Below are 25298 nucleotides of genomic sequence, written 5' to 3'. Positions count from 1 at the left end.
TGTGAGTGACGCATCCGGTCTGCAATCGACCCGCCCATTTGTGCGCGGTCACGAACGCCACGGCCCACTTGATCGTCCCAGCCTGTTTGCTGGCTCGGATGACGATTCGGTGCCGCCATCCACGCTGCAAGGCGTGCGGATTCTATCGACGCTGGAGTCCTCTCGGCGTCCTCCTTCCCCCCCGTCCCGACGGACTTCCCACTTAAGGGGGAAGCGCCGAACCAGTCGCTGGATGCAAGGTGCCTTGTGGGGCCTGCTGCTGCTTGGCATCGGCGGTCTGGTCACCGGCTTTGCGATGGTCGTGCAAAGCAGTCAGCCTGCGCCGATGCGCAAGGCAAGCACCGCACAGCCCGTGGCGACCACCCCACCCCAAGCGCCCACCCACATGGCGGCGGCAGAGCCACACGGGGCCGCCCGCATTGAGACCACCACAGCAGCCCAGACGCCACCAGCCCAGCCCGAGCCTGCGACGGCGGCAACGGCCACATCCACATCACCCACGCTCGTGACGGCCAAGGCTGCAAGCCCACGCAAGTCAGCCGACAGTGAGCGAAAGAACGAGTCGGCCAGGAGCAAGACCCCAGCCTCGTCTCGTCAAACTGCTTCGCGCAGCCGGGATCAGGATGTGGCACTGCTGGAAGCCATGCTGGCCCACACGGGCGGCCGGAAGGAACCAGGCAGAAGCGGGCAAACCCCGTCACAATAGGGGCCGCTTCCACACGATACGGCACATCTGGTTCAGGCTTGATAGCATCGGGCCCCTTCCTTTGTGCCGTACCGACGCGCTTTGACCCGAGAGCGAGCCATGACCAACTCCCCTTCTTCTGCTGTTGCCACCGACGCCTCTGTCGATGAAGGCACACCTGTCTCCGTCCGAATCCGGGAGCGCATCAAGGCCGCACAGCGCCGTTTCCATGCCAACGACAACATCGCGGACTTCATCGAGCCCGGCGAGTTGGCGCTGCTGCTCGACGAGGTACAAGGCAAGATGGCCGAGGTGCTGTCCAGCCTGGTGATCGACACCGCCAGTGACCACAACACGCAAGACACTGCGCGCCGGGTTGCCAAGATGTTCCTCACCGAGGTCTACAAGGGCCGTTACCAGCCTGCGCCGGCCGTCACCGAGTTCCCCAATGTCGAGCGCCTCAACGAGCTGATGATCGTGGGCCCGATCACGGTACGCAGCGCCTGCTCGCATCACCTGTGCCCCATCATCGGCAAGGTCTGGATTGGCGTGATGCCCAACGAGCACTCCAACCTGATCGGCCTGTCGAAATACGCCCGTCTGGTCGACTGGATCATGAGCCGACCACAGATCCAGGAAGAGGCCGTCACCCAGGTGGCTGATCTGCTGCAGTCGCGAATGAACCCCGATGGGCTGGCCGTGGTGATGGAGGCCGATCATTTCTGCATGCAGTGGCGCGGCGTCAAGGACATGGACTCGAAAATGATCAACAGTGTCATGCGCGGCTCCTTCCTGAAGGATGCCAACCTGCGCCGTGAGTTCCTGTCGCTGCTCAATCAACGCAAGGCTTGAGGTCAACATGCTTGTCAGACTGCTTTATGTCAGCCGCCCGGCTGTGGCCCTGAACGACGAGACACTGGATGCCATCCTGCAGGCTTCGCGCAAGGCCAACCCGCCACTGGGCATCACGGGTTTGCTGTGCCATTCCGACAAGGTGTTCATGCAGGTGCTGGAGGGCGGCCGCGAAACGATCAACCGCCTGTATGCCCGCATTGCCAATGACCCCCGTCACCAGGATGTGACCTTGCTGAGCTACCAGGAAATCGACGAACGCCGCTTCGCCTCCTGGACCATGGGCCATGTGAACATCAGCCGGCTGAACCCCTCCATCCTGCTGAAGTATTCCGAGCGCCCGGTGCTCGACCCCTACGCCCTGCCCGGCCATGTATCGATGGCCCTGCTGGAAGAGTTGATTGCAACGGCCTCCATCGCAGGCCGATGACCCCCTTTTTGTTTCATGAGTGACCCCTTGATCGATTTCCAAGGCCAGCCGGCCGTCCGCATCCAGTCCCCCGAAGGGGCCCAGGCCACTGTGCTGCTGCATGGCGGTCAGGTGGTGTCGTGGATCCCTGCCAGTGGCGGCGAACAGCTCTATCTGTCAGCAGATGCCCGCTATGGCGAGGGCCAGGCCGTGCGGGGCGGCATTCCGGTGATCTTTCCTCAGTTTGAGCAGCGTGGCCCTGACCGCAGCCTGCCTCGCCATGGGTTCGCCCGCCTGCAGAACTGGGAAGTCGAAAGCGTGCGCACCGGTCGTGAACACGCCCAGGTGACGATGGTGCTGCGCGACAACGAGCAGACCCGAGCCATCTGGCCTCATCAATTTCAGATGGAGCTGACCGTGGCGGTCAGCGGCCACCAACTCGATCTCGAACTCTACGTCGAGAACACCGGCAAGACGGTGTGGCCCTTTGCTGCCGCACTGCACACCTACCTGGGCCTGCGGTCGCTGCAACATGTCCGGCTGGAGGGCCTGATGGGCCGCCACTTCCAGGACAACGTGCATGGCCAGGAAGGGCTGGAAGACAACCCGGAAAAGCGTTTCGCAGGCGAAATCGACCGCATTTACGCCCAGGTTGGCGACTTGCGCCTGCGCGATGGTTCGCGTGTGCTGGACATCGGCTCGGACAACCTGCCCGATGCCGTGATCTGGAACCCGGGTCCGGACAAGTGTGCCGCCCTGGCCGACATGCCCGACGAAGACTGGGAACACATGCTGTGCGTGGAAGCCGCGCGCATCAATGCCCCGAAGACGCTGGCGCCCGGCGAGAGCTGGGTCGGCCGTCAGAGCATCCTGCTCAACGCTTGACGGGATCTTCCGCCAGCAGTTGTCGGATGTCCTTGGTCAGGGCATCTGGCGACTCGCCATAACGGGAAAACAGGCGGATGCGGCCCTGCGTATCGAAGATGTAGGCCCCCGCCGTGTGGTCCATGGTATAGCTCTTGCCATCCTGGGTCGGCACCTTCTGGTAGTAGACCTTGAACTCGGCAGCGGTGTCGCGCGTCTGTGTGGCATCGCCACGCAAGCCCAGGAAAGTCTCATCCAGTGAGTGCACGTAGGCCTTGAGCACCTCAGGCGTATCGCGATCCGGGTCCACCGTCACGAAAATGCCCTGCAAACGGGCACCATCGGCACCCAGGCGCCGACGCACCTCGGCCAGTGTCGCCATCGTGGTCGGGCAGACATCCGGGCATTGGGTGAAGCCGAAGAAAACGAACACGACCTTGCCCTTGAACTCTTCGAGGCTGCGCAGGTGTCCATCGACATCGGGCAGCTTCAACTCGTGGGCATAGCCGGCACCCGAGATGTCCATCGCGGTATATGAAGCCTTGGGGGCACCGGCTGGGCCGGAACCGGGGCGGTCACAGCCGGACAACAGGGCGGCGCATGCCAGTGTCATGACACCCGCCATCAGCCCATGGGCAAATCGGGAAACGTGCATGGCTTGAGTCCTCTTCAACAGCATGGCGCGCATTCTAGCGAGGCCCTGGCTTGCCACCCTGGCGAATCATCTGGCGCATGTCATCGACCGATACGCGCGCTTCGGCCTCCACCTTGACGCGCGGAACCGGTTTGATGGCATGCCCGTAGACCAGTTCGATGGTCAAGCCCAGGCGGCCATCCTCTCGGCGCAAATGGGTTGACAAGGCCTCAAGCAGGCGGCGCTTCCAGCGGGGCGTGCGCAGCCCCTGGAAACGACCCCACGCGACATTGCCTCCCCAGGTCCGCAACTCGGCCAGCAGTTCTTCGGCCGTGGCCCAGGTCAGGGTCAGGCGCTCCATGTCCATGACCGGGTCGGCAAAACCGACGGCCACAAGGGCATCGCCCAGGTCATGCATGTCGATGAAATCGACCGTGGGCAAGGGCCAGCCCAGCTCGGCATAGAGTGCGCGCAATTCGCGTGCCGTGTCAGGGCCCAGGCCTGAACACATGAGGAAGCCATCAACCGCCAGCAGACGGCTCCACTGCCCCAGCATGCCCGGCAGATCGGTGGCGCCATGCAAGGTCATGTTGGCCCACAGCATGTTGGCACCCGAGGCCGGCCATGCCGGGGGCATCGGGGCACCGCTTTCGACGACCGGTTGTTCGTTGCGGCGCCACGGGGCCCACCATGCGCGCGGCGCAGCCTGGCGCTCACGCTCGATGCTGCGTTGCGTCAGTGTCGCGGTCGGCTCCACCACCCAGCGCCGGGCCTCGGGATAGCGGGCACGCACCACCTCCTCGCCCCCACCCAGCCAGGCATTCCAATGCACCCAGTCTGAGGGAACGAGCTTGATCATCTCCAGCTTGGACCCCAGGCGACGTGCCACCTCCTGGTTCAACCAGGCGACCTCGCTCTGATGCGCCAGGCGGCGCAACTGGTATTGCACGGCTTCGGCTTGAGGCGCAACGGCGGGGATGGTGTCGGGAGCGGTATCGGACATGGGGCGCAGACGAATGACACCCTCTGCAGAGCGATGGTGTCGGAGCAAGGCGCTCAGTATATTGAGTTGATGCTCAGCCTGCCCTGGTCATGGCCATCAACCTTGCTGCCCGCTCGCCTTGCCATGCAGGGGCGGCAATGCCTGATCTGTCGATCATGGCAAGACCGCGCGCTGTGTGCCCCATGCGTGGCCCTGATGGCGCCGCGCACCTTGCGCTGCCCACGTTGCGCCCTGCCCAGCGTGACAGACGACGCCCCGTGCGACGTCTGCAATGACTACCCACCGCTGTTCGACCGGGCCCTGGCCGCAGTGGACTATGTCTCGCCCTGGAAAGAGCTGATTGCCCGACTCAAGTTCAAAGATGACACGGCGCTGGCGCGCATCCTGGCCGACCTGCTGATCACCCAGTTCCCGGCTCAGGCTGCACGTCGGCGCCCCAGCCTGCTGCTGCCGGTGCCACTGTCAACGGCTCGCCTGCGCGAACGGGGCTACAACCAGGCGGCCTTGCTGGCCGGTTCGATCTCGGCGGCAACCGGCCTGACGATGCGACATGACGCGCTGGTCAGGCAGTGGGACACCCCGCGCATGATGGCCCTGGACGCCGATGCCCGACGGGAACACATCCGAGGCGTGTTCGCGGTGCCCGAAGCGGCACGACGCTGGGTGATCGGGCGCCACGTGGCCATCGTCGACGATGTGCTGACCACAGGCGCCACCCTGGACGAGGCCAGCCGCAGCCTGAGGGCTGCCGGCGCACGCGAAGTATCTGTCTGGGTCGTGGCACGCACCCCGCTATTTGGTGCTTGAGAGGGGTCAAGCCTCGCTATAGTGCCGGCATGAGTCGCCGTTATGTGCCATCCAGACCCGATGTCCTGGCTGGCCTGTCCATCGCCGGGCTGCTGATCCCGGAAGCCGTGGCCTATGCCACCATTGCCAACCTGACCCCACAGGCGGGCATCATGGCCCTGCTGTCGGGCCTTGTCTGCTACGGTCTGCTGGGCAGCAGTCGCTTTGCGGTGGTCTCGGCCACCTCGTCGTCTGCTGCCGTGCTGGCCGCCACCACGCTGTCGATGTCGGGCGGCCAGATGGGCAACCGCGTGGCGCTGGCCGCTGGCCTGGTGCTGCTCACCGGCCTGTTCTTCTGGCTGGCCTCGCTGGCGCGCATGGGGCGCATCTCGGCCTTTGTGTCCAAACCCGTGCTGCAAGGCTTCGCCTTTGGCTTGTCGCTCATCATCATGTTGCGTCAGCTACCGCACGTCATGGGGGTCAGCCCGACACACACGGACATGCTGCATTTCGTGCCGGAGCTGATTCAACTGGCCCCACAGTGGAACCTGCAAGGCCTGCTGCTCGGCGCCATCGCGCTGAGCCTGCTGTTTCTGCTCAAACCGCTCAAGCAGGTGCCGGGCGCCCTGGTGGTGATCGCGCTGGGCATGTTGCTGGCCCACCTGGTCGACCTGCCCGGGCGGGGCATTGACCTGGTCGGCCCGATCGGGTTCAGCTGGGTCTGGCCCAGCCTGCCGACCATCAGCCAGGACCAATGGTTGCGGCTGGCCGAACTGGCCTTCGCCATGGTGCTGATCCTCTATGCGGAGTCTTATGGATCGATCCGCAATTTCGCCCTGCGGCACGGCGATGCCATCAAACCCAATCAGGACCTGATGGCACTGGGAACGGCCAACGTGGTCTCCGGGCTGCTGCAAGGCCTGCCCGTGGGAGCAGGCTATTCGGCGACAGCCGCCAATGAAGCAGCCGGGGCGCGCAGCAAGTGGGCCAGCTGGGTGGCGGGTGCCGTGGTGCTGCTGATCGTGTCGCTCTTGCTCAACGACCTGGCCTGGCTGCCTCGGCCCGTGCTCAGCGCCATCGTGATCCACGCCGTGAGCCATTCGCTCAACCCAGAAGTATTCAGGCCCTATTTCAAGCTGCACCGCGACCGCAAGGTGGTGATCGGCACCATCGTTGGCGTGATCGTGCTGGGCGTGCTGGACGGGCTGCTGGCCGCCATCGGCATCAGCCTGCTGGTGACCCTGAGCCGCTTGACCAATGCCCAGGTATCGGAGCTGGGAAGGCTGGGCGATGGCCATGACTTCGTCGGCATTCGGCTGCACCCGGATGCCAAGTCAGAAAACGGCATCCTGATCCTGCGACCTGAAACCCCCTTGTTTTTCGCCAACGTCGAACACGTGCTGCATGATGTGCGGCAGATGGTGCGCCATACCCCTGGCCTGCACACCCTGATCCTGAGCCTGGAAGAGTGCCCGGACCTGGACGGCACCAGCGTCGAGGCCTTGCGCGACCTTGCTCGGGACATGGACAAACGGGGCCTGTGCCTGATCCTCACGCGCCTGAAAGCCCCCACCCACACGGTCTTGCAGCGCGCCGAGATCGCGGCACTGCCCGACACGCGCTTGAGTGAGTTGAGTGTCGACGGTGCCGTGTCCCTGGCACGATCGCTCCAGGCTCAAACCGCTGCCCCGGCCTCCGCGCAAACCGATCAGGGCTGAAGGGGTTTGCACAGGCGACCAGACAAGCTTGGCCAAACATGGTGAACTGCAGCCCTGCGTTCACCATTTCATTGCCATGACTGCCGACATCGTCATACAGACGCCCAGCGCTGCCCCCCAACAACTCATCGTGCTGCTGCATGGGGTGGGCGCCGATGCCTCCACCCTCGTACCCCTGGGGCGCCATGTGGCCCACAGCCAAGCGCAAGCCTGCGTGGTCAGCCTGCAAGCCCCCTACCCCTGCGACATGGGGCGAGGCCGCCAGTGGTTCTCTGTGGCCGGTGTCACCGAGGCCAACCGGCCCGCTCGCGTGGCCGAGGCCCTGCCTGTGATGGCCGAGCAAATTCGCCACTGGCAGACTCAAACCGGCCTGACGGCAGCCCAAACCACGCTGATCGGTTTCTCGCAAGGCGCCATCCTATCGCTGGAAGCGTGCAGCCGCTCGCCCGATCTGGCCCAGACCGTGGTGGCCATAGGCGGCCGCTTTGCCGAGCTGCCATCGTCGGCACCGGCACCGGTGCGTTTTCACCTGATTCACGGCACGGCCGACCCGGTGATCGCCGTGGTTCACGCTCAGCAGGGCGCGCAACAACTGTCGTCACTGGGTGCTGAGGTGACGCTGGACCTGTTTGAAGGAGCGGGCCATTTTGTGTCTGCCGAGATGGCGGACCGGATCGTTGAGCGGCTTGCTCGAGACTGAGGCGGGCGGTGAAGAGGTGCCGCTGATCAATGCACCCACAGCACCTCAAATTGCTGCCCGACTGGCGCGACCTGTATCGACACCTCATCGCCCTCGCATTTGCCCAGCATGGCCCTGCCCAAAGGGGCTTCGCTGCTGATGACCTGAACGAGTTGTGCGCCTACGAGCAACTTCATGCTGCCCCCATCCGGGCCGAGAAAAAACTGTTGCTGCTTGTCTTCGGAATCGATCAGGCAGACCAGCGCACCGAGCTGTATGCCTTTGCTGGCGTCATAGGGGCGCGGGCGGAATTGGCGCCAATTGGCCATCGCCTGGCGGATGGCTTCAGCGCGCCGAGCCTGGCCGGTGGCCAGGTAGGCTGCTTCGAGGCCCAGTGTGTCGTATTTGTTTTCGGCGATGTTTTCTTCGTGAGTCGCCGTTTCATGGGCCACCCGCGCTGCCTGCTCGGTTTGCAGCAGGTCTTCGGCGAGCCGTTCCAGCACCTGCTGCTGCAGCAAGAATTTATCCATGATGAAAGGTAGGCAACTCGAACAAGCGGGGCTTATCGCTGATCAATGTCCGCACCCTGCCCTCAGACATCGCACAGATTGTGCGAGGGACCGGTTTGCATCGATTGCTACCGCCGGCCGAGGGCCGATGGCAGTCTCTCGGCAGCCTAGGAGGATCGCGAGATATTCGTTTTGCGGCCTGAGCCGCCCAGCGGGCCGGATGGAAGGTTGCGTCGGGCTTCGAACTCCTTACCTGAGCGCTTGTTGACGGTGACCCACCCACGTGTGTCGCGGCCAAGGCGAGCAGGGTCCTTTTCCGCACGACCTGCGTCGCTGTGAGCGTGCTTCTGCGCTAGCGGGTCGGGACGCTTGTACGGCTTTGACATGTAAGGCTCCTGAAGGCCGCCGAGACTTGGCGCTGTCGCATTATCGAGGCTAAAACGAGGCGTCGTGTGGAGTATGGAGGCTCCCTGCACGAAGAGGTCCTAGACGTCCAACCGGCATTGTGCGCCCAGCCAGTGCGGCCGAGAACCGTTCCCGGCCATCAGCAGGCGGTTGCCCCGAGCCCAAAAGCTCCGGCTGAGGCGAGACCCTGGAGGACAGCTTTGCGGTGGCAAGTCTGGGCGTCTAGTCGGCTCGAATCGGCCAAAGGCTGCGGCTAGGCCCGACCATGCGGGTGACCGTAAGTTTCAGAGAAGCGGTCAACCGGAGTCGGTCGGGGAATTCACCATGACGGCCAACAAAGATCACTCGCTGCAGCACGGCGCGTGGGACAGCGCCTCAGACTGGCTGCACCGTTAAGCGCAACTACCCTCACCATGGAAAACGGTATCAGGCAGGGAGGCATAGAACGCTTCATAGCCATCGAATGTGGCGGCAGCCTGGGCCAACACAGGCGCCATCAGCAAAGCGATGAAATACTTCATCGATTGGCCAGTCCACCGGTTGCCGTTAGACGAGTTCGTCACCGGCATGTCAGCTTCTCGACCTCATAACCCAACGACATGTAGAGATGCGTGCGCTCGGTCGATCCGACCTTCTCCTGCAAGTGAACCCCCTCTTGGCTTGTACAGATACCAGCCCGACGCGGCCGACCGCCCTGATCACGTGATTCCAATTGGGTTCCTGCGCTTCGCGTCCTCATCCGCGTCCCGACAGCCGCAACGCCGATGAAGGGGGCTTCAGACCACAACTTGGGAACACGAACGCGGTAAACAAGGGGTTGGGCGCCGCCCACCTCGTCAGTGACCAACAAGCCTTCGACAGATGCCGCGCTGAAGTCGGCTGATGAAAGCCGCTTGCAACATGCCGCGCCATGCTTGGCTGCCGGATACTGAATGTCTACGACGGAGCCTTTCACAAGGGGTGCATCTGTGATCAAGACGCCATGGCCCGCACCATCCAACTGAACGATTGCGAAGCGCACGCCCGACGCAGCGGCCGTGCCAGACAAGATAAAGCTCACGAGGAAGGCTGCCAGCTTAGCGCCCATCATCTGACCAGTGGGGTGGATCTGAAACACACCGTACTTGACGTCGCGCCGCACGTGCATTTGTCATCTCGGTCAGCCAAGCGTTCATTCAGCCTTCGGTGGTGGTGCGTCCGGACACTCATCCGACCACTGCACGACCTTCATGGTGGCGACCTGTTCGCCGATGGTGTCCAGACGCAAGCAACGGGCACCCATTTTGTAGAACATGATGCAGCGGGACGAGTCGATCGAGCAGCTGTCAACCTCATTGAAACCGCGCTTGATCAGGTGCTTTTCAACACCCTCGTATTGATAGCCGCCGTCGGTATGCATGGGGATGGGACGCCAGCGATCCTTCAGCAGCACCTTACGCGCGGCCACAAAGAACTGCCCCTCGTGGATTCGAACCGGGGCATCCGATGCCAATGCCAGCAAGGGTGAAGCCGCCATGACCCCAATCAGCGCTCTCTTCATTTCAAATCCCCACCAAAGCCCTTGTAGCTCTCGATGAACTGCTCGTACTTGACGTACGGCTGCGGAGGATACTCTGGTCTGTTTGGCAGAGACTCTAGCAACAGAGGCACATCAGCCAGAACCCCACAAGGGGTGGTAACAGTAACCTGGCGTTACCTGTGGTGCCACCATAGGTTTATGAGGGACCAAAGAAAAAAGCCTCTTGCAGAGCAAGAGGCTTTGATCTGGTGGGTGGTACAAGGATCGAACTTGTGACCCCTGCCGTGTGAAGGCAGTGCTCTACCGCTGAGCTAACCACCCGAAACTTGTTCGGCTTGCTGATCTGCTTCGTTTTGTTCGTCGCGATCAGCGAAGACCATGACTATAACACAACTTCCAAAGATTTCCACAAAGTTTTTCCGCCGCTTGCTTTGTCGAGATCTGACAACGCTGCGTCGAAGGCCGCTGCCTCTTCTTCCGTGGGGCCCAGCACCGGCAACTTGAAGGCACTGAAGTCCATGGCTGCAGCCTCGGCCACATTGCCACCATCTGCGCCATCGGCCCCATCCGCATCCATCAGCAGGGCATCCTGGCCCCGCGTCATGTTGATGTAGACCTCGGCCAGCAACTCGGCATCCATCAAGGCGCCGTGCAGCGTACGGTGGCTGTTGTCAACTTCCAGGCGTTTGCACAGCGAGTCCAGCGAGTTGGACTTGCCAGGGAACATCTCGCGCGCCATCTCGAGGCTGTCGACGACGCCCCAGATGCAGTCGGTGAACAAGCCGCGGCCAAGTCGTTTGAACTCGGCATTCAGAAAACCGATGTCGAACGCCGCGTTGTGGATGATCACCTCGGCATCGCGGCAGTAGTCGATGATCTGATCGATCAGGGCGCCAAACACCGGCTTGTCCGACAGGAACTCGTCTGTCAGGCCGTGCACCCGCACCGCCTCTTCGTTGTTCGGGCGCTCGGGGTTGATGTAGAAGTGCAGGTGCCTGCCGGTCAGGCGGCGGTTCACCATCTCCACGCAACCGATTTCAACAATGCGATCCCCGGTCTCGGGGTTCAGGCCGGTGGTTTCGGTGTCGAGGAAGATCTGACGGGTCACGATCAGTGGTTCTCGCGCGCGTGGTTGATGGTGTACTTCGGGATCTCGATGGTCAGGTCGGTGCCCGCCACGATGGCCTGACAGCTCAGGCGCGAGTTGGGCTCCAGACCCCAGGCACGGTCCAGCAGATCTTCCTCGGTTTCGTCCTGCGCGTTGAGGGAGTTGAAGCCCTCGCGCACGATGACGTGGCAGGTGGTGCAGGCGCAACTCATGTCGCAGGCGTGCTCGATTTCGATGTGGTGCTCGAGCAAGGCCTCGCAGATGGAGGTGCCGGGTGCCGCCGTGATCTCGGCGCCCTGTGGGCACAAGGTGGCGTGAGGGAGGATCTTGATGACAGGCATGGTTAAGGCGTAGTGTCGGTCAGATTTGGTCAATCTGGCGTCCGGCCAGAGCCTGGCGGATACCGCGGTTCATGCGCTCGGCAGCAAACGCCTCGGTGCCTTGCGCCAGCGCCTTGGTGGCGGCTTCAAGCGACACCAGGTCGCCGCGGTCACAGCGCTGGCCGATCTGGGCCATCAGGGCATCGATTTCTGCACGCTGCTCGGGCGTCAACAAATCGCCATCGGCCGCCAGGGCGGTACGGGTGGCTTCGATGAGTCGCTCAGCCTCGACACGGGCTTCGCGCAGTGCGCGGTCCTTCATGTCAGCGGCTGCCGTGGTGAAGCCTTCGCGCAGCATGTGGGCGACCTGGTCGTCGCTCAAGCCGTAGCTGGGCTTGACCACGACCGATGCCTGCACCCCGGATGCCTGCTCACGCGCGGTGACGCTCAGCAGGCCATCGGCATCGACCTGGAAGGTGACGCGGATGCGGGCTGCACCGGCCGCCATGGGCGGAATGCCACGCAACTCGAACCGGGCCAGCGAGCGGCAGAACTCCACCTGCTCGCGTTCGCCTTGCACCACGTGCACGGCCAAGGCGGTCTGACCATCCTTGAAGGTGGTGAAGTCTTGTGCCAGCGCGCAGGGAATGGGGGTGTTGCGCGGAATGATGCGCTCCACCAGACCACCCATGGTTTCAATGCCGAGCGACAGCGGCAGGACGTCGAGCAGCAGGTGCTCGCCCTTGTCGTTGTTGCCTGCCAGCTGGTTGGCCTGGATGCCGGCGCCAATGGCCACCACCTCATCGGGGTTGAGGTCGGTCAGCGGTGCCTTGCCAAAAAACGCACCGACGGCATCGCGCACAGCCGGCATGCGGGTGGAGCCGCCGACCATGACCACGCCCTGCACTTCGTCGGGCTTGACCTTGGCATCGCGCAGCACGCGGCGCACGGCGCTCAGGGTCTTGTCGATCAGGGGCTGAGCCAGTTGTTGCAGGCGCTCACGGGTGATGCGCACGGACAGCATGCCGCCCGACAGGGCGCACGAGAGATGCGTGGCGCCATCAGTGGACAGCCGCTCCTTGGCAGCACGGGCGGCCACCAGCACGGCCCGCTTGTCTTGCGGGGTGACCGCTTCGAGCTTGGCATCCGACAGGGCTGCATCGGCCAGCACGTGGTCGACGTCATCGCCGCCCAGGGCCGAATCGCCCCCGGTGGCCACCACTTCGAACACCCCACGGCTCAATTGCAGCAAGGAAATGTCGAACGTGCCGCCGCCCAGGTCATAGATGGCATAGAGGCCTTCGGCACCGTTGTCGAGACCATAGGCGATGGCCGCGGCGGTGGGCTCGTTGAGCAGGCGCAGCACGTTGAGGCCGGCCATCTGGGCCGCGTCCTTGGTGGCCTGGCGCTGGGCATCGTCAAAGTAGGCCGGCACGGTGATCACGGCACCGAACAGGTCATCGTTGAACGTGTCTTCTGCGCGTTGGCGCAAGGTGGCCAAGATCTCGGCAGACACCTCGACCGGCGACTTGACGCCGGCGACGGTCTGCAGACCGACCATGCCCGGCTGGTCCACAAATTGGTAGGGCAAGCGGTTGACGTCTCCCAGGTCGGCCAGCGAGCGGCCCATGAACCGCTTGACGGACACCACCGTGTTGAGCGGGTCTTCCGCCTGGCTGGCCAGTGCGTCGAAACCGATGGCACGGCGGGTCTTGCCCTGGGCGTCAACCATGTAGCGCACAGCCGAGGGCAGGATCACACGGCCCTGGGCATCGGGCAGGCATTCGGACGAGCCACTGCGCACAGCGGCAACCAGCGAGTGGGTCGTGCCCAGGTCGATACCCACCGCGATGCGGCGCTGATGGGGATCAGGGGACTGACCAGGTTCGGAGATGGATAACAGGGCCATGGGGTTCAACAGGTCGGGCAGGCACCCTGCCCTCGGCTCACAGGCCGTCTTCGTATTGTTCGATGCGCTGGTCGATTTCGTCACCCAAACGCTCGATGAACATCAGGGCACGCACTTCCTGCGCTGCAAGGGCAGCATTGTGCTGCACGTCCAGCAAATCGGTGACCCGGGCCAGCCGAGCCTTGCGCTGAGTGTGGACTTCTGAGGCGAGTGCCTCGACGTCTTTCAGGCTGCCCGCCTCTTCCAGGGCCTCGCGCCACATCATCTGCTGCATGAGGAAGTCGCCCGGCATGGCAGTGTTGTTCTCGGCCTGGACCGGCACGCCAGACAGCTCACACAGATAAGCTGCCCGCTTGAGCGGATCCTTCAGGCGTTGATGGGCTTCGTTGACCCGCACCGCCCACTGCATGGCCACACGCTGGGCAGCAGCACCTTCGGCCGCAAACCGGTCAGGGTGGACTTGCGCCTGCAGGGTCTTCCACTGTGTGTCGAGCTGGGCGCGGTCGAGCGTGAAGGTCTTTGGCAGACCCAGGAGGGTGAAATCGTCGGCATCCAGGTTCATGGCAGTCCCGTCAGAAAGCAAAACCCCACCACACGGTGGGGTTGGCATGACCGCAAGGCCCATGCCCGGTCGTGGTGTCATGAAGGGCGTCAGACGCGGAACGACTCACCACACCCACAGCGGTCACGCTCGTTCGGGTTGTTGAACTTGAAGCCTTCGTTGAGGCCTTCGCGCACGAAGTCGAGTTCGGTTCCGTCGATGTAAGGCAGGCTCTTCGGGTCAACCAGGATCTTCACACCCTGGTCTTCGAAGATGACGTCATCGGCCGCCACCTCGTCGGCGAATTCCAGCTTGTAGGCCAGGCCAGAACAGCCGGTCGTCTTCACGCCCAGACGCACCCCCACGCCCTTGCCTCGACGGCTCAGGAAGCGGGTGATGTGGCGCGCCGCTGCCTCGGTCAACTTGACCGACATGCCTGCCAGCTGCCCGGCATCGATGTCGGGCAATGCGGTTTCACCAGGACCGCGTGTGCAGGATCCGCTTTCGGTGACTTGTTCAGTCTGCATGTTTGGTCTTGTAATCGTTGACGGCTGCCTTGATGGCATCTTCCGCCAGGATCGAGCAGTGGATCTTGACCGGGGGCAAGGCCAGCTCTTCGGCGATCTGCGTGTTCTTGATCGACAGTGCTTCGTCCAGCGTCTTGCCGCGCACCCACTCGGTCACGAGCGAGCTCGACGCGATGGCCGAACCGCAGCCATAGGTCTTGAAGCGCGCATCTTCGATCACGCCGGTGTCGGGGTTGACCTTGATCTGCAGCTTCATCACGTCACCGCAGGCCGGGGCACCCACCATGCCGGTGCCGACCGATTCGTCGCTCTTTTCGAAAGAGCCCACGTTGCGGGGGTTTTCGTAGTGGTCAATGACCTTGTCGCTGTATGCCATGTCTGTCTCCTGGGGCGAAGTGGGGTGCGGCGCTCAGGCGCTCAATGCGCAGCCCACTGGATGGTGCTGATATCGATGCCGTCCTTGTACATGTCCCACAGGGGCGACAGTTCGCGCAGCTTGGCGACGCGCTCCTTCAGGGTCGCGACGGCGAAATCGATTTCTTCTTCGGTGGTGAAGCGGCCGATGGTCATGCGCAGAGAGCTGTGGGCCAGTTCGTCGCTGCGACCCAGTGCACGCAGCACGTAGCTGGGCTCCAGGCTGGCCGAGGTACAGGCTGAGCCAGACGACACCGCGATGCCCTTGATGCCCATGATCAACGATTCGCCTTCGACAAAGTTGAAGGAAATGTTGAGGTTGTGGGGAACCCGACGGGTCAGGTCACCATTGACGAAGATCTGCTCGATGCCTTCCAGCCCCTTCAGCAGGCGCTGCTGCAGGGCACGGATGCGCTCGTTTTCCGATTGCATCTCTTCCTTGGCAATGCGGTAAGCCTCACCCATGCCCACGATCTGGTGGGTAGGCAAGGTGCCCGAACGCATGCCGCGCTCGTGGCCGCCACCGTGCATTTGTGCCTCGATGCGGATACGCGGCTTGCGGCGCACATACAGCGCGCCGATGCCCTTGGGGCCATAGATCTTGTGCGAAGCCAGGCTCATCAGGTCAACCGGCAGCTCAGCCAGGTTGATGGCGACCTTGCCGGTGGCCTGTGCGGCGTCCACGTGGAAGATGATGCCCTTCTCACGGCACAGTGCGCCGATGGTCGGGATGTCCTGCACGACGCCGATTTCGTTGTTCACCAGCATGACCGAGATCAGGATGGTGTCCGGACGGATGGCCGCCTTGAGCGCATCCAGATCCAGCAGGCCGTTTTCCTGCACATCCAGATAGGTGGCCTCGAAACCCTGACGCTCCAGCTCACGCACGGTGTCGAGCACAGCCTTGTGCTCGGTCTTGACCGTGATGATGTGCTTGCCGCGGGTCTTGTAGAACTGCGCAGCGCCCTTCAGGGCCAGGTTGTTCGACTCGGTGGCACCGGACGTCCAGACGATTTCTCGCGGATCGGCGCCGATCAGGTCAGCGACCTGCTTGCGGGCGTTCTCAACGGCTTCTTCAGCTTCCCAGCCGTAGGCATGGGTACGCGAAGCGGGGTTGCCGAAGTGTTCGCGCAACCAGGGAATCATGGCATCGACCACACGGGGGTCCACAGGCGTGGTCGCACCGTAGTCCATGTAGATCGGGAGATGGGGGGTCATGTCCATTTTGGGGGACTCAGGCTGGCGCCAGCCCTGTCGGACTGACAACAAAAACGACAAAAATGCGGGGGGATTATCGTCTGCTGACGCGACGACTCACTTCGCCACCATGGTTGAACCCAATGCGAACACGGAATTAGGCGCCGTGATCTTGATGGGTTTCACCACCGGCTGGGTGGAAATCGCCCGCTTGACCGGTTGCGCCTCAACCGACACGCCCTTGGCCAGTTGGTCATCGACCAGCTTGCGCAGGCTGATCGAATCAAGATATTCGATCATCTTGTTGTTCAGGCTGGTCCACAGGTCATGGGTCATGCAGCGTGCGCCGTCATCCCCCATGCAGTTTTCCTTGCCGCCACAACCAGTGGCATCAATGGGCTCGTCCACCGCGACGATGATGTCGGCGACGGTGATGTCTTCGGCCTTGCGGCCCAGCGAGTAACCGCCGCCGGGGCCACGGGTGCTTTCAACCAGCTCGTGGCGACGCAGCTTGCCGAACAACTGCTCCAGATAGGACAGCGAAATCTGCTGACGCTGGCTGATGGCAGCAAGGGCAACCGGGCCGGTGTGCTCGCGCAGGGCCAGGTCAATCATGGCGGTAACGGCAAAACGCCCTTTGGTGGTCAATCGCATGGCTCAACTCCAGTAGACCGAATGACGAGCGTTCCTTCGTGACCTGGATAGACCATGAATGGGCTACCCCGGGGTCTCCGGGGTACCAGGAGACGCTCGCTTTTCCGAGTGAATGACTCGATTATACGGTAACCGAGCAATTCAGTCAACTTAGACCGAGGGGGAACCCTTGGTCGGCTGGCTGAGCCTTTGATGCAAATAGTGGACCACCCCATCACAAGCGGCTTCCACGAGGTCGAGCACGCGCTCGAATCCGTCCGGCCCGCCGTAATACGGGTCTGGTACGGCGGCCACCCCGGCGAACGGGGAATCAGCGGGCAGGAAGTCGGTGAGCTTGTGCAACTTGGCCCTCAGCGCGGCATCCGGACACAGTTCGCGCAGACGTTCGACGTTGTCTGAATCCATGGCCAGAATGAGATCGAAGTCTCGGAAGTCCCGCGCCCTGACCTGCCGCGCCCGCAAATGATCCATGCGGTAGCCGCGCCGCAGGGCGTGGCGCTGGGCGCGCTCGTCAGGCGGGCAGCCGGCATGGCCGCCATAGGTGCCGGCAGAGTCGACCTCCACCCACGCCGCCAAGCCGGCCTGAACCAGCTTGTGGCGCAACACGGCTTCTGCTGTGGGCGAACGGCAGATGTTGCCCAGGCAGACCAGCAGCACACGTTGCTTGGGCACCGACTCATCCAGCGTCACCGAGGTTTTCACAGGCCAGATCCGTTTCAACAGGGACATCAGAAACAACCCCGCCTCAGCTCACCAGGTGGTCTTCGCCCGATGCCCCGAAAGCCTGCTCCTTGAGCAGAGCCAGTTGGTCGCGCAAGCGCGCAGCCTGTTCGAACTCGAGGTTGCGCGCGTGTTCGAGCATCTGCTTTTCGAGCGCCTTGATGCGCTTGCCCAGATCCTTTTCGCTGAGTGCTTCGGCATCGGCCACCGAATTCGACAAGGCCTCTGCGGCACGCAGATCGTCCTTGGCAGCGTTCGACATGACACCGTCGATCAGTTCCTTGACCTTCTTGTTCACGGTGCGCGGCGTGATGCCATGTACTTCGTTATAGGCGATCTGCTTGGCGCGCCGGCGCTCGGTTTCACCAATGGCCTTGCGCATGGACTCGGTGATCTTGTCTGCGTACAGGATGGCCTTGCCGTTCTGGTTGCGCGCCGCCCGCCCGATGGTCTGGATCAAGCTGCGCTCGGCGCGCAGGAAGCCTTCCTTGTCGGCATCCAGGATGGCCACCAGAGACACCTCAGGGATGTCCAACCCTTCACGCAGCAGGTTGATGCCCACCAGCACATCGAACGTCCCCAGGCGCAGATCGCGCAAGATCTCGACGCGCTCGACCGTGTCGATGTCGGAGTGCAGATAGCGCACCTTCACCCCGTTGTCCGTCAGGTAGTCGGTCAGCTGCTCGGCCATGCGCTTGGTCAGCGTCGTGATCAGCACCCGCTCGTTCTGCTCGACACGGATGCGGATCTCCTGCAGCACGTCGTCCACCTGATGGGTGGCCGGACGCACTTCGACAATGGGGTCAAGCAGCCCGGTGGGACGCACCACCTGCTCGACCACCTGGCCAGCATGCTCCTGCTCATAAGCCGCCGGCGTGGCCGAGACGAACACCACCTGACGCATCTTGCGCTCGAACTCCTCGAACTTCAGCGGGCGGTTGTCCAGCGCGGAAGGCAGGCGGAAGCCGTATTCCACCAGGGTGGTCTTGCGGGAGCGGTCACCGTTGTACATGCCGCCCAGCTGACCGATCATGACGTGACTCTCGTCAAGGAACATCAGTGAATCGGCCGGCATGTAATCGACCAGCGTAGGGGGCGGGTCACCCGGCTTGGCGCCCGACAGATGCCGGGTGTAGTTTTCGATGCCCTTGCAATGCCCCACCTCCTGGAGCATTTCCAGATCGAAGCGGGTGCGCTGCTCCAGCCGCTGGGCTTCCACCAGCTTGCCGGATTTGACGAGCTCATCGAGGCGTGTACGCAACTCGTCCTTGATGCCCTCGATGGCCTTGAGCACCTGCTCGCGCGGCGTGACGTAGTGGCTTGAGGGGTAGACCACGAAGCGCGGAATCTTCTGACGGATCTTGCCAGTCAGGGGGTCGAGCAACGACAAGGACTCGATCTCGTCGTCGAACAACTCAATGCGCAACGCCAACTCGGAGTGTTCCGCCGGGAAGACATCGATGGTGTCGCCCCGCACACGGAAGGTCCCGCGGGAGAAGTCCATGTCATTGCGGCTGTACTGCATGCGGATCAGCTGGGCAATGGCGTCGCGCTGGCCCAGTTTGTCCCCCGTGCGGACAATGAACCGCATCTGGGTGTAGTCCTCGGGCTTGCCGATGCCGTAGATGGCCGACACCGTGGCCACGATCACCACATCGCGTCGCTCCAGGATGCTCTTGGTGGCCGACAAACGCATCTGCTCGATGGCCTCGTTGATCGCGCTGTCCTTCTCGATGAACAAGTCGCGCTGCGGCACATAGGCTTCCGGCTGGTAGTAGTCGTAGTAGCTGACGAAGTACTCCACCGCGTTCTTGGGGAAGAACTCGCGGAACTCGGCATAGAGCTGCGCCGCCAGCGTCTTGTTGGGCGCAAAGATGATGGCTGGCCGCCCTACCCGCGCAATGACATTGGCCATCGTGAAGGTTTTGCCCGACCCGGTCACCCCCAGCAGGGTCTGGTAAGACAGGCCGTCATCCACGCCCTCAACCAGCTGCGCAATGGCCGTTGGCTGATCCCCCGCTGGCGGGTAGGGTTGAAACAGCTGGAACGGCGAATCGGGAAAACTCACGAATTGCCCGTCTGGCGCGCTGTTTTCTCCCTCTGCCGGGGCCGCCGAAGCAGAAGAAACATCAATCAATTCAGACATGGACGACGTACATCGATAAAATAAAGGGTTTGCCCGACACTGTGCCCGCAGGCCACAAGCCTGCCAAAGCCAGTCAAGACCGGCCTGGTGTCGAGCGGTTACTGATTTTCAGCTTATCCCAACCGACCGGAGACTGCTTGCCATGGCCTCGCTGTTTGCTTCCGTTGAAATGGCCCCCCGTGATCCCATCCTGGGCCTCAACGAACAATTCAATGCCGACACCAACCCCAACAAGGTGAACCTGGGTGTGGGCGTCTACACCAATGATGACGGCAAACTGCCGCTTCTCAAGTGCGTGGCTGCTGCCGAACAGCAGATTGCTGCCTCGCTCAAGGCCCGTGGCTACCTGCCCATCGAGGGCATTGCCGCTTATGACAAGGCTGTGCAAGCCCTGGTGTTCGGCGCCGACCACGCTGCCGTGACCGAAGGCCGCATCGTCACCGCCCAAGCCATTGGTGGCACGGGCGGCCTGAAGCTGGGTGCCGACTTCCTGCACAACGTCAGCGGCAAGAAGCAGGCTCTGATCTCGAACCCCAGCTGGGAAAACCACCGCGCCATCTTCGAAACCGCCGGTTTCACCGTGGGCACCTACCCCTACTACGATGAAGCCAAGCGCGGCATCAACTTCGAAGGCATGCTGGCTGCCCTGAACGCTGCCGAAGAAGGCACCGTGATCGTGCTGCACGCCTGCTGCCACAACCCGACCGGCTACGACCTGAGCGATGCCGAATGGGAACAGGTGATTGCCGCCGTGAAGGCGCGCAACCTGGTGGCCTTCCTGGACATGGCCTACCAAGGCTTTGGTGAAGGCATTGCCGAAGACGGCAAGGTGATCGGCAAGTTCCTGGATGCCGGCCTGAACTTCTTCGTGTCCACCAGCTTCTCCAAGAGCTTCTCGCTGTACGGCGAGCGCGTCGGTGCACTGAGCATCGTCAGCGAGTCGAAGGAAGAAGCCGCACGCGTGCTGAGCCAGCTCAAGCGCGTGATCCGCACCAACTATTCCAACCCGCCCACCCATGGCGCCACCGTGGTCGCATCCGTGCTGACCAACCCCGAGCTGCGCAAGATGTGGGAAGACGAGCTGACCGAAATGCGCGTGCGCATCAAGGACATGCGCAAGGCCCTGGTCAACGAGCTGACCGCTGCCGGCGTGCAAGGCGACCTGAGCTACATCACCCGTCAGAAGGGCATGTTCAGCTATTCCGGCCTGAATGCTGCCCAGATGCAGCGTCTGCGCTCGGAATTCGGCATCTATGGTGTCGACTCCGGCCGTATCTGCGTGGCTGCGCTCAACACCAAGAACATCAAGGCCGTGGCTGCTGCCATCAAGGCTGTGATGTAAACACCGGCGCGCTACAGGCGAACCGACAAGGGCTCTTCGGAGCCCTTTTTCTTTGCCTGAAACAAACCCGATTCGTTAAATTGTTCACGGCGTATTGGGCCATTTGCGCCCGGTTGTTGTCATGACCACAGGGTGGACACCAGTGCCAAAATGGTCTAAAACGGCTTATGCTGCAGCGCACAACGCCACCCACAAGGTGCCGCGCCAAGCCCAAGCAGGGATCACACAACACTGCAAACTGAGGTCACCCGATGCTCTATCAGATCTATGAGACCAACCGCGCCTGGTTGAGCCCCTTCTCCGAATTCGCCAGTGCCACCGCCAAGCTGTTCAGCAACCCGCTGTCGCCCATGGCGCACATCCCGCAGGCGCAACGCATGTCGGCTGGCTACGATCTGCTGCACCGGCTGACCAAGGAATACGAAAAGCCCGAATTCGAGATCAACCACGTCAACGTGCAGGGCACCGATGTCGTGATCCAGGAGCAGGTGGTCGTGCACAAGCCCTTCTGCCGCCTGCTGCGCTTCAAGCGTTTCACCGACAACGCCGAGTTGCTCTCCAAGATGCGCGAGCAACCGTCGGTGCTGGTGGTGGCGCCGCTTTCCGGCCACCACTCCACCCTGCTGCGCGATACCGTGCGTACCCTGCTGCAGGACCACAAGGTTTACATCACCGACTGGGTCGACGCCCGCATGGTGCCCATGGAAGAAGGCGCCTTCCACCTTGATGATTACGTGAACTATGTTCAGGAATTCATCCGCGCGGTCGGCCCCAATGTGCACGTGATCTCGGTGTGCCAACCCACGGTGCCGGTGCTGGCCGCCATCTCGCTGATGGCCAGTCGGGGCGAACAGACGCCGCTGTCCATGACGATGATGGGCGGCCCGATTGATGCCCGCAAGTCACCCACTGCCGTGAACAACCTGGCGATGAACAAGTCGTTCGAGTGGTTTGAAAACAATGTGATCTACCGCGTGCCGCCCAACTACCCCGGTGCCACCCGCCGTGTGTACCCGGGCTTCCTGCAGCACACCGGCTTTGTGGCCATGAACCCGGACCGCCACGCCACCTCGCACTACGACTACTTCCTGGACCTGGTCCGTGGTGACGGCGACAGCGCCGAAGCCCACCGCCAGTTCTACGACGAATACAACGCGGTGCTCGACATGCCGGCCGAGTACTACCTCGACACCATCAAGACGGTGTTCCAGGACTTCGCCCTGGTCAACGGCACCTGGCAGGTCCGCAACCCGCAAGGCAAGCCCGAATTCGTTCGTCCGCAAGACATCAAGACCACGGCGCTCCTGACCGTGGAGGGTGAGCTGGACGACATCTCCGGTGCCGGCCAGACCGAGGCTGCACACGACCTGTGCAGCAGCATCCCGAAGGCCCACAGCCAGCACTACACCGTGCCGGGCGCAGGGCACTACGGCATCTTCGCTGGCCGACGCTGGCGCGACCTGGCCTATCCGCAGGTGAAGGCCTTCATCTACGCCCACAACAAGCCAGGTACCACGCAGGCTCAGGCTCCAGCACCGGCACCAGCATCGGTTGAACCGGCCGCCAAGGTGGCGAGCAAGGCTGCCAGCAAAACAGCCCCGCGCAGCCGAGCCAAGGTCAGCACGCCCGCTGCCGAATAAGCCGGGGCATGTAGACTGGCGCCCGTGATGCTGGACGCCAATCTGATCAATGACCTGCTGCCGCAGACGCAATGCACGCGCTGCGGCTACCCTGACTGTGCTGGCTATGCCGAGGCGATTGCCCGCGGCGAAGCCGGCATCAACCAGTGCCCCCCCGGTGGGGATGAGGGCGTGCGCCGCCTCGCACAGGCCACCGGCCTCGCCTATGCTCCGCTCGACCCGTACTACGGCGAAGAAGGCCCCCTGACGGTGGCCGTGATCGACGAGAGCTGGTGCATAGGCTGCACGCTGTGCATCAAGGCCTGCCCGGTCGATTGCATCGTCGGCTCACCCAAACACATGCACACCGTGATCGAGCCCCTGTGCACGGGCTGCGAGCTCTGCGTGCCCGCCTGCCCTGTGGACTGCATCAGCATGGAGCCTGCGACGACCAGCCCAGCGACGGCCACCGGCTGGGCCGCCTGGAGCCCCCAGCAGGCCGATCAGGCCAGGAGCCGCTACGCCTTCCACAAGGTGCGACTGGTGCAAGCGGCCAAAGACAATGCCGAACGGCTACTGGCCAAAGGCGAACACAAGCTGGCGCACCTGGAAGATGAGTCGCGCCTGACCGATCCGGCCGTGCTGGACCGCAAGCGCGCCACCATCGAGGCGGCCTTGGCTCGCGCCCGTGCGCGGCGACAGCCACCAGGCTGATCCTTGTCAAACGCCATAGGCCCAATTACCCTCGTTTTCCCCTATTTGAGGGTCATTCCGGTGTCACGCATGGCCCGCAAAATGCATGATTGCATCAAGAGCGGGCGCACTACCCGCCAGAGAAAGTGGAGACTGTCATGCGTGCCCTGATGAACCTTGCGATTGAACCGGCCCTGCACCTCTTCGAGGTGTCAGCGATGGTCGTCCTCAACCCCTCCCAGCAGGCGGTCAAGCGTGTTCTGAAGGTGCTCGCCGATACGCCCAAAGGGGCCGTGCGCATTGTCCGAGAGCGCTATCCGCAGTCGCGCGCACACCAGGTGCTGTCCTGCCACGATCTGCCGCCCAATCTGGCTGCTGCCTGATTTGCATCACGCCTCTTGAGACCAGGCGACATGATCCTCATTTATGCTGCGTGTGTTCACAAGGAACAAACGTCAGAGGATCTCGCATGCCCGTCTCTTCATCTACTCGCTTTTCTCGCCTGAGCAAGGCCATCGCTGCGGCGGTGGTGGTCGCATCCCTGTCCGGCTGTGGCTACAACGACTTCCAGCGTCTGGACGAACAGACCAAGTCTTCCTGGTCCGAGGTGCTGAACCAGTATCAGCGCCGCGCTGACCTGATCCCCAATATCGTCGCCACCGTCAAGGGCGAGGCCAGCTTTGAACAGGACACCCTGACCAAGGTGATCGAGGCCCGCTCCAAGGCCACCAGCATCCAGGCCACCCCCGAGCTGATCAACAACCCGGAAGCCTTCAACAAGTTCCAGCAGGCGCAAGGTGAGCTCTCGGGCGCACTGTCGCGGCTGATGGTGGTCAGTGAAAACTACCCCAACCTGAAAGCCAATCAGGGCTTCCAGGACCTGCGCGTGCAACTGGAAGGCACTGAAAACCGCATCACGGTGGCCCGCAACCGCTATATCAAGTCGGTGCAGGACTACAACGTGCTGGTCCGCAGCTTCCCGAGCAACCTGACTGCCAAGGTGTTCAGCTACGAGGTCAAGCCCAACTTCACGGTGCAGAACGAGGCCCAGATCTCCACCCCGCCCACGGTCGATTTCAACAAGAAATAAGCTGACGTGTCTGCACTGCTGATGCGCCCGACCAACTGGCGCTCTGGCTGGCGGGGCTACCTGATGGGCATGGCCATGGCCCTGACTTGGTGTCTCGTCATGGTGGGATGGGCGCGTGCAGACGACACGGGTGGCGTGCTGCCCGTGCCGGCACTCACGGCCCATGTCATCGACCAGACCGGCACACTGAGTGCCGACCAAACCCAGGCACTGGAAGGCAAGCTGGCCGCACTGGAAAAAAAGCGGGGCAGCCAACTGGTGATCCTGCTGGTCCCCACAACCCAACCGGAAGACATAGCCGCCTACGCGCAGCGCGTGGGTGACACCTGGAAGATTGGGCGCAAGGATGTGGGGGACGGCTTGCTGCTGGTCGTCGCCAAGCAGGACCGCCGGGTTCGCATCGAGGTGGCCAAGGCCCTGGAAGGGGCCGTGCCCGACCTGGCTGCCAAGCGCATCATCGATCAGGCCATCACCCCGTCCTTCAAGGCAGGCGACTTTGCCGGCGGCCTGGACAAGGCCATCGACCAGCTGGACGCCCGCATTGGCGGGGAAAACCTGCCAGAACCTGCCGCCAGTCCGGATGCGCCCCCGTCCGGCGGGGTGCTGTTCGGGCCGCTGATGGTGTTCGAGCTGGTGGCCTGTGCCTTCATCAGTGGCTTTCTGGCCCGCATGATGAGCACCAAGTTGGTGGCTCTGGTGACCGGTGTCGCCATGGGCGGGCTGGCCATGCTGCTGTCGGGCAGCATCCTGCTGGCCCTCGGCTGGTGGATCTTCGGCTCCTTGTTGTCCCTGGTGTTCGCCAGCAGTGGTGGTGGCGGCAGCTGGGGTGGTGGAGGCTGGGGCGGTGGTTCGTCCGGTGGATGGGGCGGCGGCGGAGGCGGCGGTTTTTCCTCCGGCGGTGGCGGTGACTTCGGGGGCGGTGGCGCCTCCGGCAACTGGTAAGGCAGGCATATCA

The 25298-nt window shown here is 62.9% G+C and carries 29 protein-coding genes and 1 tRNA gene; 13 read left to right on the top strand and 17 right to left on the bottom strand.

What is annotated here, in order from left to right:
* Positions 1 to 232: 232 nt before the first annotated feature.
* The 4 genes from ACE3PH_RS05610 to ACE3PH_RS05595 all read left to right on the top strand — a co-directional run bounded on the left by ACE3PH_RS05610 (position 233) and on the right by ACE3PH_RS05595 (position 2831).
* Positions 233 to 706: a hypothetical protein gene (locus tag ACE3PH_RS05610; protein ID WP_374317012.1), complete on the top strand. Its 474-nt coding sequence runs from the start codon at positions 233 to 235 to the stop codon at positions 704 to 706.
* Positions 707 to 805: 99 nt separating this feature from the next.
* Positions 806 to 1537 (top strand): GTP cyclohydrolase I, encoded by a 732-nt coding sequence (gene folE, locus ACE3PH_RS05605; protein ID WP_374317011.1) that lies wholly within the window; start codon positions 806 to 808, stop codon positions 1535 to 1537.
* A gap of 7 nt (positions 1538 to 1544) precedes the next feature.
* On the top strand, positions 1545 to 1967 hold the full coding sequence (locus tag ACE3PH_RS05600) for a BLUF domain-containing protein (protein WP_374317010.1): 423 nt from the start codon (positions 1545 to 1547) through the stop codon (positions 1965 to 1967).
* A gap of 15 nt (positions 1968 to 1982) precedes the next feature.
* Positions 1983 to 2831 (top strand): D-hexose-6-phosphate mutarotase, encoded by an 849-nt coding sequence (locus tag ACE3PH_RS05595; protein ID WP_374317009.1) that lies wholly within the window; start codon positions 1983 to 1985, stop codon positions 2829 to 2831.
* Here ACE3PH_RS05595 and ACE3PH_RS05590 read toward each other — a convergent pair.
* Together ACE3PH_RS05590 and ACE3PH_RS05585 are read right to left on the bottom strand one after the other, a co-directional pair.
* Positions 2821 to 3465, bottom strand: a complete 645-nt coding sequence (locus tag ACE3PH_RS05590) for an SCO family protein (protein ID WP_374317008.1) — start codon at positions 3463 to 3465, stop codon at positions 2821 to 2823. The two genes, ACE3PH_RS05595 and ACE3PH_RS05590, sit on opposite strands and share 11 nt — an antisense overlap.
* A 34-nt stretch (positions 3466 to 3499) precedes the next feature.
* On the bottom strand, positions 3500 to 4447 hold the full coding sequence (locus tag ACE3PH_RS05585; RefSeq protein WP_374317007.1) for a biotin synthase: 948 nt from the start codon (positions 4445 to 4447) through the stop codon (positions 3500 to 3502).
* Between the two features lie 69 nt (positions 4448 to 4516).
* On the opposite strand from ACE3PH_RS05585, the gene ACE3PH_RS05580 reads away from it, so the two are divergent.
* From ACE3PH_RS05580 to ypfH, 3 genes are all read left to right on the top strand, one after another.
* On the top strand, positions 4517 to 5254 hold the full coding sequence (locus tag ACE3PH_RS05580; protein ID WP_374317006.1) for a phosphoribosyltransferase family protein: 738 nt from the start codon (positions 4517 to 4519) through the stop codon (positions 5252 to 5254).
* 29 nt (positions 5255 to 5283) lie between these two features.
* Positions 5284 to 6951 (top strand): SulP family inorganic anion transporter, encoded by a 1668-nt coding sequence (locus tag ACE3PH_RS05575; RefSeq protein ID WP_374317005.1) that lies wholly within the window; start codon positions 5284 to 5286, stop codon positions 6949 to 6951.
* A 76-nt stretch (positions 6952 to 7027) separates the two neighbouring features.
* Entirely contained in the window at positions 7028 to 7651 is a 624-nt protein-coding gene (gene ypfH, locus ACE3PH_RS05570; RefSeq protein WP_374317004.1) for an esterase, read from the top strand.
* Between the two features lie 26 nt (positions 7652 to 7677).
* On the opposite strand, the gene ACE3PH_RS05565 is transcribed toward ypfH, so the two are convergent.
* The 15 genes from ACE3PH_RS05565 to uvrB all read right to left on the bottom strand — a co-directional run bounded on the left by ACE3PH_RS05565 (position 7678) and on the right by uvrB (position 19599).
* On the bottom strand, positions 7678 to 8160 hold the full coding sequence (locus ACE3PH_RS05565) for a GreA/GreB family elongation factor (RefSeq protein ID WP_374317003.1): 483 nt from the start codon (positions 8158 to 8160) through the stop codon (positions 7678 to 7680).
* Positions 8161 to 8936: 776 nt separating this feature from the next.
* Complete coding sequence (locus tag ACE3PH_RS05560) at positions 8937 to 9065, bottom strand: hypothetical protein (RefSeq protein ID WP_374317002.1); 129 nt, start codon at positions 9063 to 9065, stop codon at positions 8937 to 8939.
* A gap of 38 nt (positions 9066 to 9103) precedes the next feature.
* Complete coding sequence (locus tag ACE3PH_RS05555) at positions 9104 to 9685, bottom strand: hypothetical protein (protein ID WP_374317001.1); 582 nt, start codon at positions 9683 to 9685, stop codon at positions 9104 to 9106.
* 30 nt (positions 9686 to 9715) lie between these two features.
* Positions 9716 to 10060: a hypothetical protein gene (locus ACE3PH_RS05550; protein WP_374317000.1), complete on the bottom strand. Its 345-nt coding sequence runs from the start codon at positions 10058 to 10060 to the stop codon at positions 9716 to 9718.
* A gap of 249 nt (positions 10061 to 10309) precedes the next feature.
* Positions 10310 to 10384: transfer RNA gene (locus tag ACE3PH_RS05545), tRNA-Val, on the bottom strand.
* Between the two features lie 61 nt (positions 10385 to 10445).
* A complete protein-coding gene (gene dnaQ / locus ACE3PH_RS05540) occupies positions 10446 to 11171 on the bottom strand; it encodes a DNA polymerase III subunit epsilon (protein WP_374316999.1) in 726 nt (241 codons plus the stop codon).
* A gap of 2 nt (positions 11172 to 11173) precedes the next feature.
* Positions 11174 to 11512: an ISC system 2Fe-2S type ferredoxin gene (gene fdx, locus ACE3PH_RS05535; RefSeq protein ID WP_374316998.1), complete on the bottom strand. Its 339-nt coding sequence runs from the start codon at positions 11510 to 11512 to the stop codon at positions 11174 to 11176.
* Positions 11513 to 11531: 19 nt separating this feature from the next.
* Complete coding sequence (gene hscA / locus ACE3PH_RS05530; RefSeq protein WP_374316997.1) at positions 11532 to 13400, bottom strand: Fe-S protein assembly chaperone HscA; 1869 nt, start codon at positions 13398 to 13400, stop codon at positions 11532 to 11534.
* A gap of 37 nt (positions 13401 to 13437) precedes the next feature.
* Positions 13438 to 13962 carry a Fe-S protein assembly co-chaperone HscB gene (hscB, locus tag ACE3PH_RS05525; RefSeq protein WP_374316996.1) on the bottom strand — a complete coding sequence of 175 codons (525 nt, stop codon included), beginning with the start codon at positions 13960 to 13962 and terminating at the stop codon, positions 13438 to 13440.
* Between the two features lie 89 nt (positions 13963 to 14051).
* Positions 14052 to 14375: an iron-sulfur cluster assembly protein IscA gene (iscA, locus tag ACE3PH_RS05520; RefSeq protein ID WP_374317277.1), complete on the bottom strand. Its 324-nt coding sequence runs from the start codon at positions 14373 to 14375 to the stop codon at positions 14052 to 14054.
* A gap of 82 nt (positions 14376 to 14457) precedes the next feature.
* Positions 14458 to 14844, bottom strand: coding sequence for a Fe-S cluster assembly scaffold IscU (iscU, locus tag ACE3PH_RS05515; RefSeq protein WP_374316995.1), 387 nt, complete (start codon positions 14842 to 14844; stop codon positions 14458 to 14460).
* A gap of 41 nt (positions 14845 to 14885) precedes the next feature.
* Complete coding sequence (locus ACE3PH_RS05510; RefSeq protein ID WP_374316994.1) at positions 14886 to 16106, bottom strand: IscS subfamily cysteine desulfurase; 1221 nt, start codon at positions 16104 to 16106, stop codon at positions 14886 to 14888.
* Between the two features lie 90 nt (positions 16107 to 16196).
* Entirely contained in the window at positions 16197 to 16733 is a 537-nt protein-coding gene (gene iscR / locus ACE3PH_RS05505) for a Fe-S cluster assembly transcriptional regulator IscR (protein ID WP_374316993.1), read from the bottom strand.
* A 150-nt stretch (positions 16734 to 16883) separates the two neighbouring features.
* A complete protein-coding gene (locus ACE3PH_RS05500) occupies positions 16884 to 17462 on the bottom strand; it encodes a low molecular weight protein-tyrosine-phosphatase (protein WP_374316992.1) in 579 nt (192 codons plus the stop codon).
* 16 nt (positions 17463 to 17478) lie between these two features.
* Entirely contained in the window at positions 17479 to 19599 is a 2121-nt protein-coding gene (gene uvrB / locus ACE3PH_RS05495; protein ID WP_374316991.1) for an excinuclease ABC subunit UvrB, read from the bottom strand.
* A 142-nt stretch (positions 19600 to 19741) separates the two neighbouring features.
* Here uvrB and ACE3PH_RS05490 point away from each other — a divergent pair, with 142 nt between their 5' ends.
* From ACE3PH_RS05490 to ACE3PH_RS05465, 6 genes are all read left to right on the top strand, one after another.
* Entirely contained in the window at positions 19742 to 20941 is a 1200-nt protein-coding gene (locus ACE3PH_RS05490; RefSeq protein ID WP_374316990.1) for an amino acid aminotransferase, read from the top strand.
* A 251-nt stretch (positions 20942 to 21192) separates the two neighbouring features.
* Positions 21193 to 22581, top strand: a complete 1389-nt coding sequence (locus ACE3PH_RS05485) for a polyhydroxyalkanoate depolymerase (RefSeq protein ID WP_374316989.1) — start codon at positions 21193 to 21195, stop codon at positions 22579 to 22581.
* Between the two features lie 27 nt (positions 22582 to 22608).
* Positions 22609 to 23274 carry an electron transport complex subunit RsxB gene (gene rsxB, locus ACE3PH_RS05480; RefSeq protein WP_374316988.1) on the top strand — a complete coding sequence of 222 codons (666 nt, stop codon included), beginning with the start codon at positions 22609 to 22611 and terminating at the stop codon, positions 23272 to 23274.
* A gap of 137 nt (positions 23275 to 23411) precedes the next feature.
* Entirely contained in the window at positions 23412 to 23636 is a 225-nt protein-coding gene (locus ACE3PH_RS05475) for a hypothetical protein (protein ID WP_374316987.1), read from the top strand.
* Between the two features lie 86 nt (positions 23637 to 23722).
* Positions 23723 to 24343, top strand: coding sequence for a LemA family protein (locus ACE3PH_RS05470; protein ID WP_374316986.1), 621 nt, complete (start codon positions 23723 to 23725; stop codon positions 24341 to 24343).
* 99 nt (positions 24344 to 24442) lie between these two features.
* Entirely contained in the window at positions 24443 to 25285 is an 843-nt protein-coding gene (locus tag ACE3PH_RS05465; protein WP_374317276.1) for a YgcG family protein, read from the top strand.
* Positions 25286 to 25298 lie beyond the last annotated feature (13 nt).

The organism is Aquabacterium sp. (genome assembly GCF_041909175.1).
GTDB lineage: Bacteria > Pseudomonadota > Gammaproteobacteria > Burkholderiales > Burkholderiaceae_C > Aquabacterium.
Note: the sequence above shows the minus strand (reverse complement) of the source record. Positions and strands in the feature narration are given on the sequence as shown.

What these genes read in the sequence shown, in the direction of transcription:
- iscA (WP_374317277.1), bottom strand. Translation starts at nt 14,375, where the DNA reads ATGTCGGTCAAGTTGACCGAGGCAGCGGCGCGCCACATCACCCGCTTC.
- folE (WP_374317011.1), top strand. Translation starts at nt 806, where the DNA reads ATGACCAACTCCCCTTCTTCTGCTGTTGCCACCGACGCCTCTGTCGAT.
- rsxB (WP_374316988.1), top strand. Translation starts at nt 22,609, where the DNA reads ATGCTGGACGCCAATCTGATCAATGACCTGCTGCCGCAGACGCAATGC.
- ACE3PH_RS05575 (WP_374317005.1), top strand. Translation starts at nt 5,284, where the DNA reads ATGAGTCGCCGTTATGTGCCATCCAGACCCGATGTCCTGGCTGGCCTG.
- ACE3PH_RS05560 (WP_374317002.1), bottom strand. Translation starts at nt 9,065, where the DNA reads ATGAAGTATTTCATCGCTTTGCTGATGGCGCCTGTGTTGGCCCAGGCT.
- ACE3PH_RS05580 (WP_374317006.1), top strand. Translation starts at nt 4,517, where the DNA reads ATGCTCAGCCTGCCCTGGTCATGGCCATCAACCTTGCTGCCCGCTCGC.
- ACE3PH_RS05590 (WP_374317008.1), bottom strand. Translation starts at nt 3,465, where the DNA reads ATGCACGTTTCCCGATTTGCCCATGGGCTGATGGCGGGTGTCATGACA.
- ACE3PH_RS05465 (WP_374317276.1), top strand. Translation starts at nt 24,443, where the DNA reads ATGGTGGGATGGGCGCGTGCAGACGACACGGGTGGCGTGCTGCCCGTG.
- ACE3PH_RS05565 (WP_374317003.1), bottom strand. Translation starts at nt 8,160, where the DNA reads ATGGATAAATTCTTGCTGCAGCAGCAGGTGCTGGAACGGCTCGCCGAA.
- ACE3PH_RS05550 (WP_374317000.1), bottom strand. Translation starts at nt 10,060, where the DNA reads ATGGCGGCTTCACCCTTGCTGGCATTGGCATCGGATGCCCCGGTTCGA.
- ACE3PH_RS05610 (WP_374317012.1), top strand. Translation starts at nt 233, where the DNA reads ATGCAAGGTGCCTTGTGGGGCCTGCTGCTGCTTGGCATCGGCGGTCTG.
- hscA (WP_374316997.1), bottom strand. Translation starts at nt 13,400, where the DNA reads ATGGCCCTGTTATCCATCTCCGAACCTGGTCAGTCCCCTGATCCCCAT.
- uvrB (WP_374316991.1), bottom strand. Translation starts at nt 19,599, where the DNA reads ATGTCTGAATTGATTGATGTTTCTTCTGCTTCGGCGGCCCCGGCAGAG.
- fdx (WP_374316998.1), bottom strand. Translation starts at nt 11,512, where the DNA reads ATGCCTGTCATCAAGATCCTCCCTCACGCCACCTTGTGCCCACAGGGC.
- ACE3PH_RS05470 (WP_374316986.1), top strand. Translation starts at nt 23,723, where the DNA reads ATGCCCGTCTCTTCATCTACTCGCTTTTCTCGCCTGAGCAAGGCCATC.
- iscR (WP_374316993.1), bottom strand. Translation starts at nt 16,733, where the DNA reads ATGCGATTGACCACCAAAGGGCGTTTTGCCGTTACCGCCATGATTGAC.
- ACE3PH_RS05595 (WP_374317009.1), top strand. Translation starts at nt 1,983, where the DNA reads ATGAGTGACCCCTTGATCGATTTCCAAGGCCAGCCGGCCGTCCGCATC.
- iscU (WP_374316995.1), bottom strand. Translation starts at nt 14,844, where the DNA reads ATGGCATACAGCGACAAGGTCATTGACCACTACGAAAACCCCCGCAAC.
- ypfH (WP_374317004.1), top strand. Translation starts at nt 7,028, where the DNA reads ATGACTGCCGACATCGTCATACAGACGCCCAGCGCTGCCCCCCAACAA.
- hscB (WP_374316996.1), bottom strand. Translation starts at nt 13,962, where the DNA reads ATGAACCTGGATGCCGACGATTTCACCCTCCTGGGTCTGCCAAAGACC.
- ACE3PH_RS05510 (WP_374316994.1), bottom strand. Translation starts at nt 16,106, where the DNA reads ATGGACATGACCCCCCATCTCCCGATCTACATGGACTACGGTGCGACC.
- ACE3PH_RS05600 (WP_374317010.1), top strand. Translation starts at nt 1,545, where the DNA reads ATGCTTGTCAGACTGCTTTATGTCAGCCGCCCGGCTGTGGCCCTGAAC.
- ACE3PH_RS05585 (WP_374317007.1), bottom strand. Translation starts at nt 4,447, where the DNA reads ATGTCCGATACCGCTCCCGACACCATCCCCGCCGTTGCGCCTCAAGCC.
- ACE3PH_RS05485 (WP_374316989.1), top strand. Translation starts at nt 21,193, where the DNA reads ATGCTCTATCAGATCTATGAGACCAACCGCGCCTGGTTGAGCCCCTTC.
- ACE3PH_RS05500 (WP_374316992.1), bottom strand. Translation starts at nt 17,462, where the DNA reads ATGTCCCTGTTGAAACGGATCTGGCCTGTGAAAACCTCGGTGACGCTG.
- ACE3PH_RS05490 (WP_374316990.1), top strand. Translation starts at nt 19,742, where the DNA reads ATGGCCTCGCTGTTTGCTTCCGTTGAAATGGCCCCCCGTGATCCCATC.
- ACE3PH_RS05475 (WP_374316987.1), top strand. Translation starts at nt 23,412, where the DNA reads ATGCGTGCCCTGATGAACCTTGCGATTGAACCGGCCCTGCACCTCTTC.